Raw genomic sequence first — 12,009 nt, forward strand, 5'->3', positions numbered from 1 at the left:
ATCCGATTTTCCAGGTTATCAGATTTTCAGTCTGTTGGAGGTCCGTCCCTAACAGTTAAGCAGTACTATTGATCTTTATTCATATTCTTTTCACCATTATGGACTGTATCCTCATCCTCCATCAATCCACTGACTGCCTGTTTAAATTCTCTCAAAGAAACACCTGCAGCTTTTCCGAGCTCTGGAAGTTTGCTTGGTCCAAAGAATAGTAGTGCTACGAACAAGATAATCGCTATTTCACCGAAACCCAGATTCATTTTTATTTCCTCGCTTTTTTTTGAAGTAGTTTTAGTACGAACTTTGCTTTAACTTACTTTAAGTCGAATATTTCAACAATTTCTTGCCATTTAATCATCATATCCCAAGAGAATTGAGGTACGGATGAGATGATGCTATTTCCACTCATTTCTCCAGATATCAGTATCGTTCCAACAAAACTAAGTAGGAATAGAGAACAGAAGACATAACAAGCAATAGATTCCTTACGATATTCATAATTTCTCATATGAATGCACCTCAGTTTAATTTAATTTTCAAGGACCAATGTTTATTTTAAATAGGCATTGCAAAAAAACTCTTAACTGCAAAGAGAAAAAAGGGTTTACGATCACATGTATTTTTAGAATGTAAGGATTCAGAGGTAATTTGAATGGGACATGACTACTTCAAGAAAGCCCAATGAGTCTGGAAAAATCTCAGTGCTAAATAGACATCCAGCTAAAGGGATTAATTTAAAGTGTAATGTCGGAAGAATGGAAGTTTTATTTGAAGTCATACCATCTTGTTTCTGAACCAGCGAAGGGACCGCGTCGATAATCATTTCTGCATCGGTTAAAAACACATGGTCAGAAATAGTAGCCACATCATCAAAACTTAAGAAAATTGGGCTTTGATTCTGTTGTTGAACAGGTACTGTCCCAAACAACATGCTAATTACCATCAATAACAACAATCTCACCACAGTCACTTCACCTCCCAAGATAATATTAAAACTAATTATAGCTTAATTTCCCCCGGTGTCTATAACTTCTTAAATGAAGGTAAGAGGGACGGACCTCCGATTGGCAAAATCTTCGATAATTCGGATAGTATATAGGTATAGAGGTCCGTCCCTAATAAAAAGAGCCGGATACGAATGTACCCAGCTCAAGTCATTATGGTAAGAGATTAATATACTTTGTCGCCATTAAAAATTGAATTTTTCACTACTACATAATCTACTGTTCGGATTGCTTCAAGCTTCGTACCACCAGCATAGGAGATAGAGGATTGAAGGTCTTGCTCCATTTCGATCAACGTATGTTCCAGTGACCCTTTATGTTCAACAAACATTTTTTTACCTTCTACATTTTTCTTTTCGCCTTTTTGGAACTCTGAAGCTGATCCAAAGTATTCTTTGAAGAGCTTGCCGTCTTTTTCAATTGTATCTCCTGGAGACTCTTCATGGCCTGCGAATAGGGAACCGATCATCACCATGGACGCACCGAAACGAATGGATTTTGCTATATCACCGTGGGTACGGATACCACCATCAGCGATGATTGGTTTTGTAGCGGCTTTTGCACACCAGCGTAGAGCAGCCAGCTGCCAGCCGCCTGTACCAAATCCGGTTTTGATTTTCGTAATACATACTTTCCCTGGTCCGATTCCCACTTTTGTAGCATCAGCACCTGCATGTTCCAATTCTCTTACAGCTTCTGGAGTACCAACGTTTCCGGCAATCACAAAGCTCTCAGGTACGTGTTTTTTAATGTGTTGAATCATGCTGATTACCGCATTGGAATGACCATGTGCAATATCGATGGTGATAAACTCCGGTGTCAGCTTTTCTTCCGCTAACTGCTCTACAAAAGCATACTCTTCATCCTTAACACCTACAGAAATAGAAGAAATCAGCCCGCGGGACTTCATATCTTTAATAAAAGAAATTCTTTTTTCAGGCTCGAAGCGATGCATGATATAGAAATAATTATTTTCAGCTAAATATACAGCGATTTTTTCATCAATAATGGTTTGCATATTGGCAGGTACAACAGGTAACTTAAAGGTATGTCTACCAAGGGTCACACTCGTATCACATTCAGAACGACTGTTAACCACACATTTTGCAGGAATTAATTGAATATCTTCGTAATCAAATACATTTTCCATTATTACACCCCTAAACACGAATATTAAAGTTTGGTTGTTTTGTAAATGTTCGTACATAAGGTAATTTACATCATTTTCTTATCGATGTCAAAGATTTTTATCATTTTAAGAGAAAAGGCTTTAGACTTCGGCACAAATTATTGATTCAACAAATATTTTAGCGTTTGCAAATATGGGTTTATGAACCCACTGAAAGAAAGACTATGTTAGAGTATAAGGAAGAAGGGCTTAGTAACAATCCGTATAATAGGAAAGGTGGTTAAGCTATGTACTGGGTAATCGCTCTTTTCGATGAAAAGACTGAAGAGTTGATACAAGAAATATGGAAGGAACTTACTGTAAGAAATATTTCTTACTATGAGGAAGAAATCAACGATGCGCGTCCCCATATTACGATAGGGAGTTATAAAGAATTAGATAAACACAAATACATAAAAGCATTAGAGGAGTATTATGAACATAAAAAAACGATCGATATCACCTTCAACACCGTCGGTTCATTTCTAAACTTCGGAACTCTATTTTTCTCCCCGACCATCACAAGAGAACTGCTAAACTTTCATTCGGATCATCATGATTTTTTTCGAGAATTCAGTGAAACAGCTAATCCACTCTATCTTCCTGACAAATGGATCCCACACTGCACTTTAGCCAATAAGCTCTCGCCGGAAAAATTATCTCAGGGCTTTAAGCATTGTTTAGAAAGAGGAGACTTAATTAAAGCGAAGATAATCGGGATTGCTTTAATTGAATTAGTCGATGATTCAAAGAGTTGCATAGACGCTCCGATCGTTTACTCAAAATCATTATTGGAGTAAAACACAACATCTGCAGAGGCGATTTTTGGTTGATTATGGTATCCTAGCGAAGAACGACTCTTCTAGGGGGTATACCAATGATGGAACTAATCAATATTATTTTATTCCTTTTATTCATCGCATGTAGCATGGAGATTTTCGCAATGGGAAAACAACAAAAACAAATGAATGCGACTATCAAAGAGCTGAGAGACGATATTAAGAAATTAGTGAATCATGAAAGGTAGTAGAAAGTGCAGAGGGGCTTTTTTTAAACTAACATGAAAATTAGCACTAAAAACGCAATGGAGACCTCTCCATTGCGTTTTGTTATGAGGTTATACAAATTGATTATTTTTTCGGAACTTCTCCATTAGACCTCTGGCATAAACGTTCGCTTTCCCCACATCTCCTTTTTCCATATAATAATCAAACAGCAAAACGCCGTAATGCTCCATTGGGAGAACGTAGCCCGTTTCCTGAAAATGAGGATAGGCTTTTTCTTCCAAGTGATCAAAATACCCTTTTTTGTCCTCATTGACATTCAATTTGTGTAACGTAAAGAAGTGATAGAACGTTTTGTTTTCAGTTTTTTTTGATAGAGTCAAGCCTTCTTCTATAATTTGTAGTAAATCATCTTTCGAGGTCCGTCCCTCTTTGGTAAGGGCATTTATGTATCCTTCAAGTGAACCGAGGTAGTTTGGGTCTTGGGGTTGACGGGTGTTGTTGACGGACTTTTTGTATAGTTCGCTTGCTGACTTGAATTCACCACTTCTGAGTTGGTGATAGGCGTAGTTATGGTGAAGAAGTGCTCGTTGGTACTCCAGTTCGTAGGCTTCAGCCATGTCTATTAATCGTTGGTATTCTTTGCCTTCCACATTGGAATCATCGGATTGTTCAAGTTGTAACAGCATCAGCATCTCTGACTCGATCATCCGGGAGAAGCTGCGCTTCTCTACAAAGAATTGCAATGCTTTATTCGCATAAAAGTAGGCTAATACATTTGAATGAATGGAATGGTAGGCAACGGCCAAATCATAATAACATTCCCGGTTAGAATAGTCGTCCAGGCTAATCTTCTTAAGTACTGAAATGGCTTTGAAGTTATCCTCATGTGATGAATTCCTTTTATGTGCAGCAACATATTATGCTCATATGGACTAAGTTCTGACCACATCTCCATTTCTTTAATGAGACGTTTCGCAAGTTGATTTTCTCCGGAAAATATATGATATCTAGAAAGAATCAAGGTATACGTTCGATAAAAATCCTGGATCTGCAATAAATGAAACCCTTCCAGTCTTTTCTTTATAGAATCTGCCTTGTTCTGCAGCTTCTTAATGATTGATTCATGCCATTCTTTAAGAAGGGAATCGATACTCTTATAATTCTCTAATTCCTTTTCCATTTGAATTCCTAATCGATCACTTAATAATTGGATTGTTTCTTTTGAGACCTCAGTAAGTCCTCGTTCTATTTTACTAATATGGGTAGTGGAACAAATTCCTTCTCCCAAGTCCTTTTGTTTAATCTCTCGATGTTCTCTATAGAACTTGATAATTTTACCTTCCAGCATGATCTCATCCCCTTTTGCAATCGTTCCAATTCATCCAATATTATCATAACCCCAATTGAAATTTGTCCATTTAGTAGTTTTTCTATTAATTATCGAAGAAAAATAGGTCTATGTTAATTGATAATGTGATTTCAATCAGTCGCAAAGACCTAATCAAAACCCCGATAGCTACCTGACTGAAAGAATACTAGAATAAAGTTGTACTACTATTAAGAATACTTATTAAAAAAGAAAAGAAAGAGGTAGTAATTATGAATCCACACTCAATCGCGAGACGATCGGCAGTGATCTCCCGTAAATTGGTAGGAGGGACGAAATGAAGAAGTTTTCATATGCACTGCCTGAAATAAATAGCTGATATAATGAGAAGGAAGGACCTCTATATAAAGAGATCATTCCTTTTTTCTATCAAATGATTCCCCGGTCATCACATTCATAAATCGTTCGAAAAACATCCCATACTCGAAAGAGAAGGCAATCCGATGCTTTTTTGCTTTTTCTTCGAACTGAATGTACGGTCTGATATCAGCAATGCTTTGTCCGCGGTGGATGCCAGAGCTCGTAGTCACCACATGAACGGGTAAATTTCGAAACGTGAACATATCTTCATTGACGGCTGTCATCAAGGTGAGTGCATCATGTACTGGGCTTCCTTTAATTAATGGGTTTCGCTCCTTGTAATACCCATAGTAATAGTCTAAGAGAGGCTTAACAAGCTTAGATCGGCCCTTATACTCGATGTAATCAACCATTTCAGGTGTTACAATTGCATGGTCAGTTACATTTAGAGGGATGATGGTAAGGTTACTCGCGTATGTCAAAACAATCTTAACTGCAATCGGATCAGAATGAAAGTTTGCTTCAGATACCGCCGTTACATTTCCCGGTACCCAGAATGCTCCACCCATAATATAAATCTTTTTTACTTTGTTCATAAGAGTCTGGTATAAGATAAACATATTCGCAAGGGACGTCAGCCTTCCAACATTTACAATAATCAGTTCATCCCCATACTTCTCAATCAATCTAATAATCTCAAAGAAATTTTCAATAATACCTTCATACAGACTAGGCTTAATTGGTCCAAGTCCATATTCTCCGTGTATTTCAGGATAGAATTTAGGCTCTTCTGCTGTCATCGGAACCTCTGCTCCACCAATAATTGGAATCTGATCTCTTAGGTTCAACAGTTTCATAAGGTAGTGAGCACTTGTCACAGCACGGGATCTTGGGACATTTCCATAATCGGCTACGACTCCGACCAGTTCAATCTCTTCACTTAGGTAAGAATAGATCAAGGCAATCGTATCATCGATTCCAATATCTGCAAATAACAATACCTTCTGCATGATTCACTCACCACCTCTGCAATCTTTATTTCTAGTATATGGAAAACAGTATTCTGATTATGTGTAAAGGGACCCCTACCAAAGAACCAAAAACTTATAAAAAAATAGTTGAACTTTACGTTAACGTTAATGGTAAACTTGAAGTATCAAAATTTTCTAACAAAGAGATGATCCCTATGACATACACAATAACTCAGTTGGCAAAGGAATTTAACGTAACGACACGCACGATAAGGTATTATGAGGAGCTAAATTTGTTGCAACCGGCAAGGAGCGAGTCAGGAAGAAGGATCTATTCAAAGAGTGATATCACGAAACTGAAATTGATTTTCAGGGGAAAACGCTTTGGCTTCTCTTTGGATGAAATCAAAGAAATGGTCCTATTATTTAATCAGGATCGAACTGGAAGGAAGCAGTTAGAGCGCACGATTGAATATGGAACCAAACGAATTGAGGAGGTGACAACCTTTATTGAAGAGCTCGAAGCCATGAGAACAGAAATGGAAGAACTAAGGGATGAGTTTACCAGAAAATTAAATGAGACAGGGGAGACATCAGATTGAATATTTCACGTTTATTGTCACGAAATGCCCGTAAATATCCAACACATCAGGCCATAGTTACAGAAGGAGAAGTGTTAACCTACCAACAACTTAATGAAGCAGTTAATCAATTTGCCTCAAGTTTACATCATCGCGGTATCGGTCTTGGAGATAAAGTGGTGTTATTCATGCCAAACACAAAGGAATTTGTGATTAGCTATTTTGCCGTTCTCCGGCTAGGGGCCATCATTGTCCCTGTCAATGCGAAACTGACACAAGGAGAGCTTCAATACATAACGGATCACAGCGATGCAAAAGCCATTCTCGTTCACGAAGGGTTATGGGAAACCTGTAGGGATTTAAAAACCAATGAGCTATTGTGCGTGAAAACAGGAAATGCCCAAGACTCATGGAAGTCCTTTGAAACCTTATTAAAAGAAGGAAGGACAGATGAAATCGATTGTCCATTAACCGAAGATGATGAAGCGACAATCCTTTATACATCCGGCACTACGGGTCAACCCAAAGGCGTCCTGTTCACGTATCGAAACATACTTACTGTATCCATCATGATGTGTGTTGAATTTGAAATGAAGCCAGAAAGCAGAATTCTACACATGATGCCTCTCAGTCATTCTGCACCGCTTCACCTTTTTCTTGTTGCCGGCACCTATGTGGGAAGTACCCACGTCCTATCACCAACCTTCACACCAGAAAGCTTACTCAAGCTTGTCGATCAAGAAAGGATTACCCATTTCTTCGGAGCACCTGTTGCCTACCTATTCACTGCCAAAATGCCAAACATCGACACCCATAACCTTACATCCATGAAATACTGGGTCTACGGCGGAGCACCCGTATCAACCGAAGAAATTAGTTATATTAAAGAAAAATTAGGGACGGACCTCCTTCATTGCGTATACGGTTTAACTGAAGCTGGCCCAAGCGGGACTTTATTAACCGCCGATGAACACCATGAAAAAGGGGGAAGCATCGGTAAGAGAGGAGCCCTGGGAACCGACATCATCATTGCCAATGAAGATGGAGAACCGGTAGGGGTCAATGAGGTAGGAGAAATACTCCTTTACGGGGAAGGAAATATGAAAGAATATTACAAAGACCCGGAAAAGACAAAAGAGACTTACATGAAGGGTTGGCTGAAAACGGGTGACCTCGCGAGGACGGATGAAGACGGATACATCTGGGTGGTCGACCGGAAGAAGGACATGATTATTTCAGGTGGCGTAAATGTTTATCCTAAAGAAATTGAAGAGCAATTGATCAAGCATCCAGCAATTTCTGAGGTAGCAGTAGTAGGTGTCCCTCATCGAGAGTGGGGGGAGACCGTAAAAGCATATATTGTAAGTTCACTGGATGGAGAAAAACTTGCCCAGGAATGTAAAGCTTATCTAGCTGGAAAATTGGCAAGCTACAAAATTCCTAAACTGTATGAAGGGATCCCTGCACTACCGCGTAATGCAACGGGTAAGATTTTGAAACAAGTATTGCGCGACGAAATACAGGAGGTAAGATTATGAAAAAAATTGAAAACTTCTATCGAGAAGATCCTCATTTCAACGAACTCATGAAGCAATATCTGGACAAAGATTTTTTCGGCTGGGCTGACCAAGAGCTTGACGCATTCGGTGAACTATGTGCAGGGGAAATTGATGATCGAGCCGTACACACCGACCGTGAAGGGCAGCCAAGACTGATCAAGTACAACCGATTGGGAGAAGAAATTTCTGAAATTTGGGTGAATGAAGGATATAAGAAAACGGTCGAACAAACTTATAACAGGGGGATTGTCGGATATATCCATAAAGACATTCCTTCCCTCGGTCACAAAGGGAACTATGTGTATTCCTATGCTCAAGGCTATCTCTTATCTCAAACAGAGCCTGGATTTTATTGTCCGGTCACTTTATCCATGGCTACTGCTTTGCTTCTTGAAAAGTATGGTTCGGAACAGGTGAAAAATAGGTTTCTGCCCCATGTGCTATCCACAGGAGAAGTGGAATTATATGAGGGAGCTACATTCTTAACGGAACGGCAAGGAGGGTCTGATGTTGGTGCCAATGATACAAAAGCCGTCAAAAATGGTGATACTTATCAGCTTTTTGGTGAAAAATATTTTGCTTCCAACTCAGGAATGTGCGGAGTGACCATGGTGCTTGCCCGTATCTATGGTTCTGGAGATGGAACGAAAGGACTCAGTCTGTTTGCGGTTCCTTGGAGGAAAAATGATGGTTCACTGAATGGCATTCACATTAGAAGATTGAAAGATAAACTGGGTGTCCGGGCGGTCCCATCAGCAGAAGTGGAATTCGAAGGAGCTGAAGCCTATCTTATAGGAGAACAGAATCGCGGCATCTATTATATGATGGAGGCATTGAATCTCTCCCGTGTCTGCAATGCCGTTGCCTCGATCGGAATCATGAGAAGAGCCTATCTAGAAGCAAGAAATTATGCATTCTATCGTGAAGCATTCGGTCAGCCATTGACCCAATATCCGATGATCAAAGAAACATTGTCTCGTCTTGCAGCCAAGCAGGAGGTAGAAACAAGTGCAGTATTTCATCTTGTCCACCTGTTCGACCGTGTCGTTTCAGACGATACCCTGACGACAGAAGAAGAAACCGTCCTAAACAGATTACTTATTGCGATTTTGAAAAAGGAATCAGCAGAGCAAGCGATTCATTTCTCTCACGAAGCCATTGAAATGCACGGAGGAAATGGCTACATCGAGGATTTTGTTTTGCCTCGCTTACTTAGGGATGCCCAGGTATTGACGGTGTGGGAAGGAACAGCGAATATTTTAGGACTTGAAGTATTAAGATTAATGAATAAGCATCGTGCTCATGAGTACTTTTTGGTCAAAATGAAAGAAGAGTTATCCAATTTGCCAGAAGAGCTTCTGTTGTTTAGTACCCCAGTTACAGACGGTATCGCAAAACTAGAACAATTATTGGAAAAAGTAGCAGTGGGGGACGTCAACACGCAAACTTATCATTCAAAACGAATCGCTGAGTTAATGGCCAATATCTTCGAAAGTGTCATCGCACTTAAGGATGCCCATATAATAGGGGGAGATAGGAAGCGAATGATTGCTGAAGTGTTTATCGAGCATACATGGAAACAAACCGAATGGATTGATGAGGAAATGAAATCAGTACAATATTTCGATGAAATTGTTGGTGTAAGTGTAAAAGTATAAAAATAATTAGCCCCTAAGCTCAGATGGAGTTTAGGGGCTAATATTATTTTTCGCAACAGCAAGGACAATCACATTCTTTTTTCGTCTTACATGTGCATTGCTTACATGAGCATTCTTTTTTCAACAAGAAAGGGCACCTCCCGTTTTGACTTATTGTATTATTCAATGTAACCAAAACTTTTCTTTCCATACATTCAGCATTAGAGTGGTTATTCTGATAAATTTTTTATTTGTAAAACTAAAATGTGAAGGCTGAAATTTAAAGGTGGATTGAGGTAGATTTGATGTATTATTGAGAAAAATCAGCTCATATTCAACTTAAGATCCTATATGGAAGATCGGTCATGCTATTTCAGAAGTATTTGTGCTTGTGTACTTCAGTCCAAGAGTTGGATATCAGCGAAATTTTCGTTTTATCAGCGAAATCAATCGATACATTTATCAAAAATACTGACTGCCCGTAAATGGAGATCATAAACCGTTTATGAAGAAGCAGGCTTGACAAAACCTAGTTTTTCAGCTGATATTGTTGATTAATAGTGAAAGATTCATAGGAATCAACAATTTCAGGAACAAATAGGATTGCACTCGCAGTCCTATTTTTTATGAACTCATAAAAGTTTACTCAACTAAACATTTTTAACCTCTTCATAATAAGATAGCTCAACTAAAGAAGGTTGCTATAGACCCACATGAATGCGGATTGATATGATAAACACAATTAAAGTGTGGAGGATTTAACCAGTGGATCAAGAAAAATATAAGCAGTTAAAATTAGGTGAACGCGGAGCTATCATCAGTATCCTTGCATACATCGTATTATCAATAATAAAGTTTATCATTGGCAACACTGCCAATTCAGAAGCATTGCAAGCAGACGGCTTGAACAACGCGACAGACATTGTCGCTTCAGTTGCTGTACTTATTGGACTGAAATATTCCAGAAAGCCTGCAGACCAGGATCATCCCTATGGTCACTGGAAAGCAGAAAGCGTTGCCTCTCTAATTGCCTCATTCATCATGATGATTGTAGGACTTCAAGTACTATATAATGCCATACAGTCTGTATTTGACGGAAATACCCAATCACCAGATCTTCTTTCAGCATGGACAGGGGTGGGTGCAGCTATCGTCATGTATCTGGTATATCGCTATAACAAAAGACTGGCTGAAAAAATAAACAGTCAATCCCTTATGGCTGCAGCCAAGGATAATCTTTCAGACGCATGGGTGAGTATCGGAACAGTAGTCGGAATTCTTGGAGCCCAATTCTATCTTCCTTGGTTAGACCCTCTGACGGCCGTTCTTGTAGGCCTCTTAATTTGTAAAACCGCATGGAATATTTTCCGGGAAGCTTCACACTATTTAACAGACGGATTTGATGAACAGTTGATTCAAACATATGAAGAGACCATTCTAACCATCCCTGGTGTAAAAGGGGTAAAGGATATACGCGGGAGAAACTATGGGAACAACACTGTCGTGGATGTGGTTATTTTAGTAAGGTCAACACTTGATATTAAACAGGCACATGATATTTCAAGCGTTGTAGAGAGAGAATTGATGAAGAAGCATGAAGTCTACGATGTACATGTACATGTGGAGCCGAATTAATGGGTAGTAGGTTTCACATATACTTTTTTATAGGCTGCAATTATAAACTGAATAAATTAGTAATCATCAAAAGGACCCGACATGGGTCCTTTTAGATGGATGTCAATTCATATTAATAAAAACACCGATTTGAATTACCCGATGAATTTAGCATCAAAAATACATTCAGTTGATTCTGTCCGGTTAAAAATACGTATTCCAATCAGAAAAAATTTCAATTAATTCGAAAATTAGGTAAAAAACCTTTTGCGTAACATAACCAGGTGATGTTAAATAATCTGGTTTTGATAATTCCATTGGCACATTTATTGGGGTATTTAACAGTTTCGTTCATACTTATCATCATGCCAATCATCTCTGGGTTTAACATCTGCTCGGAAGAATTTTCTCTGTCACAGCATCTCTAGGGGCAATGACCATACCGTTCGGATCCCTTATCAGTGGCTATCTTGCTGAAATATTTAGCAGCACGGCTGTATACATCGGGAGTGCCGGTTGAATCTTATTTATTTCCCTAGTATGGATCTTAAACAAAGCCTTACGTGCCCTTCCACACACCTCAAAGATTAATCCAGAGGAACTAGGCTTGGCAGATGAGAGTGTAACGGCTACATCTTGATAAAATACTTTACTATCACGTGAAAGGATTGGATGGTAATGGTAAACTAGAAGAATACTAAATTCTATGCTAATTCCCAAAGCGATCAAAAATAATTCAGGCATTTTCGTATACACATGGACTTCCTGGATGAACCAATTTGTT

Annotated in this window: 13 protein-coding genes; 6 read left to right on the top strand and 7 right to left on the bottom strand. The window is 38.9% G+C overall.

Going from position 1 to position 12,009, the window contains the following annotated elements; genetic code table 11:
- Positions 1 to 65 precede the first annotated feature (65 nt).
- From F0342_RS09960 to guaC, 3 genes are all read right to left on the bottom strand, one after another.
- The gene (locus tag F0342_RS09960) at positions 66 to 257 is read right to left on the bottom strand and encodes a twin-arginine translocase TatA/TatE family subunit (RefSeq protein WP_149155794.1); all 192 of its coding nucleotides are present in this window, start codon (positions 255 to 257) and stop codon (positions 66 to 68) included.
- A 377-nt stretch (positions 258 to 634) separates the two neighbouring features.
- Positions 635 to 979, bottom strand: a complete 345-nt coding sequence (locus F0342_RS09965) for a hypothetical protein (RefSeq protein ID WP_223145711.1) — start codon at positions 977 to 979, stop codon at positions 635 to 637.
- Positions 980 to 1,167: 188 nt separating this feature from the next.
- Positions 1,168 to 2,151 carry a GMP reductase gene (gene guaC, locus F0342_RS09970; RefSeq protein WP_149155796.1) on the bottom strand — a complete coding sequence of 328 codons (984 nt, stop codon included), beginning with the start codon at positions 2,149 to 2,151 and terminating at the stop codon, positions 1,168 to 1,170.
- Positions 2,152 to 2,417: 266 nt separating this feature from the next.
- On the opposite strand from guaC, the gene F0342_RS09975 reads away from it, so the two are divergent.
- Together F0342_RS09975 and F0342_RS24810 are read left to right on the top strand one after the other, a co-directional pair.
- Positions 2,418 to 2,969, top strand: coding sequence for a 2'-5' RNA ligase family protein (locus F0342_RS09975; RefSeq protein WP_149155797.1), 552 nt, complete (start codon positions 2,418 to 2,420; stop codon positions 2,967 to 2,969).
- Between the two features lie 77 nt (positions 2,970 to 3,046).
- The gene (locus F0342_RS24810) at positions 3,047 to 3,196 is read left to right on the top strand and encodes a hypothetical protein (RefSeq protein WP_188048480.1); all 150 of its coding nucleotides are present in this window, start codon (positions 3,047 to 3,049) and stop codon (positions 3,194 to 3,196) included.
- Between the two features lie 90 nt (positions 3,197 to 3,286).
- Here the strand turns inward: F0342_RS24810 and F0342_RS09980 are convergent, their stop codons facing one another.
- The 3 genes from F0342_RS09980 to F0342_RS09990 form a co-directional block, all read right to left on the bottom strand.
- Positions 3,287 to 3,883: a hypothetical protein gene (locus F0342_RS09980; protein WP_188048481.1), complete on the bottom strand. Its 597-nt coding sequence runs from the start codon at positions 3,881 to 3,883 to the stop codon at positions 3,287 to 3,289.
- Positions 3,884 to 3,942: 59 nt separating this feature from the next.
- The gene (locus tag F0342_RS09985) at positions 3,943 to 4,524 is read right to left on the bottom strand and encodes a helix-turn-helix domain-containing protein (RefSeq protein ID WP_149155799.1); all 582 of its coding nucleotides are present in this window, start codon (positions 4,522 to 4,524) and stop codon (positions 3,943 to 3,945) included.
- A 392-nt stretch (positions 4,525 to 4,916) separates the two neighbouring features.
- Positions 4,917 to 5,876 (bottom strand): nucleoside hydrolase, encoded by a 960-nt coding sequence (locus F0342_RS09990; protein ID WP_149155800.1) that lies wholly within the window; start codon positions 5,874 to 5,876, stop codon positions 4,917 to 4,919.
- 173 nt (positions 5,877 to 6,049) lie between these two features.
- Between F0342_RS09990 and F0342_RS09995 the strand changes: the two genes are divergently transcribed.
- From F0342_RS09995 to F0342_RS10010, 4 genes are all read left to right on the top strand, one after another.
- Positions 6,050 to 6,436: a MerR family transcriptional regulator gene (locus F0342_RS09995; RefSeq protein ID WP_149155801.1), complete on the top strand. Its 387-nt coding sequence runs from the start codon at positions 6,050 to 6,052 to the stop codon at positions 6,434 to 6,436.
- The gene (locus tag F0342_RS10000) at positions 6,433 to 7,953 is read left to right on the top strand and encodes a class I adenylate-forming enzyme family protein (protein WP_149155802.1); all 1,521 of its coding nucleotides are present in this window, start codon (positions 6,433 to 6,435) and stop codon (positions 7,951 to 7,953) included. Before F0342_RS09995 ends, F0342_RS10000 begins: the two co-directional genes overlap by 4 nt.
- Complete coding sequence (locus F0342_RS10005; protein WP_149155803.1) at positions 7,950 to 9,632, top strand: acyl-CoA dehydrogenase family protein; 1,683 nt, start codon at positions 7,950 to 7,952, stop codon at positions 9,630 to 9,632. The genes F0342_RS10000 and F0342_RS10005 overlap by 4 nt, the downstream gene beginning before the upstream one ends.
- Positions 9,633 to 10,376: 744 nt before the next feature.
- The gene (locus tag F0342_RS10010; protein WP_149155804.1) at positions 10,377 to 11,246 is read left to right on the top strand and encodes a cation diffusion facilitator family transporter; all 870 of its coding nucleotides are present in this window, start codon (positions 10,377 to 10,379) and stop codon (positions 11,244 to 11,246) included.
- A 444-nt stretch (positions 11,247 to 11,690) separates the two neighbouring features.
- Here the strand turns inward: F0342_RS10010 and F0342_RS10015 are convergent, their stop codons facing one another.
- Positions 11,691 to 11,981, bottom strand: a complete 291-nt coding sequence (locus F0342_RS10015) for a hypothetical protein (protein ID WP_149155805.1) — start codon at positions 11,979 to 11,981, stop codon at positions 11,691 to 11,693.
- Positions 11,982 to 12,009: the final 28 nt, after the last annotated feature.

The sequence above is a fragment of the Bacillus sp. CH30_1T genome (assembly GCF_008364765.1).
In the GTDB taxonomy this organism is placed as follows: Bacteria; Bacillota; Bacilli; order Bacillales; family Bacillaceae_B; genus Rossellomorea.

Excerpts from the sequence above, each read along its gene's own strand:
- F0342_RS09985 (WP_149155799.1), bottom strand. The coding sequence starts at position 4,524 with ATGCTGGAAGGTAAAATTATCAAGTTCTATAGAGAACATCGAGAGATT.
- guaC (WP_149155796.1), bottom strand. The coding sequence starts at position 2,151 with ATGGAAAATGTATTTGATTACGAAGATATTCAATTAATTCCTGCAAAA.
- F0342_RS09975 (WP_149155797.1), top strand. The coding sequence starts at position 2,418 with ATGTACTGGGTAATCGCTCTTTTCGATGAAAAGACTGAAGAGTTGATA.
- F0342_RS09995 (WP_149155801.1), top strand. The coding sequence starts at position 6,050 with ATGACATACACAATAACTCAGTTGGCAAAGGAATTTAACGTAACGACA.
- F0342_RS09960 (WP_149155794.1), bottom strand. The coding sequence starts at position 257 with ATGAATCTGGGTTTCGGTGAAATAGCGATTATCTTGTTCGTAGCACTA.
- F0342_RS24810 (WP_188048480.1), top strand. The coding sequence starts at position 3,047 with ATGATGGAACTAATCAATATTATTTTATTCCTTTTATTCATCGCATGT.
- F0342_RS09980 (WP_188048481.1), bottom strand. The coding sequence starts at position 3,883 with ATGATCGAGTCAGAGATGCTGATGCTGTTACAACTTGAACAATCCGAT.
- F0342_RS10005 (WP_149155803.1), top strand. The coding sequence starts at position 7,950 with ATGAAAAAAATTGAAAACTTCTATCGAGAAGATCCTCATTTCAACGAA.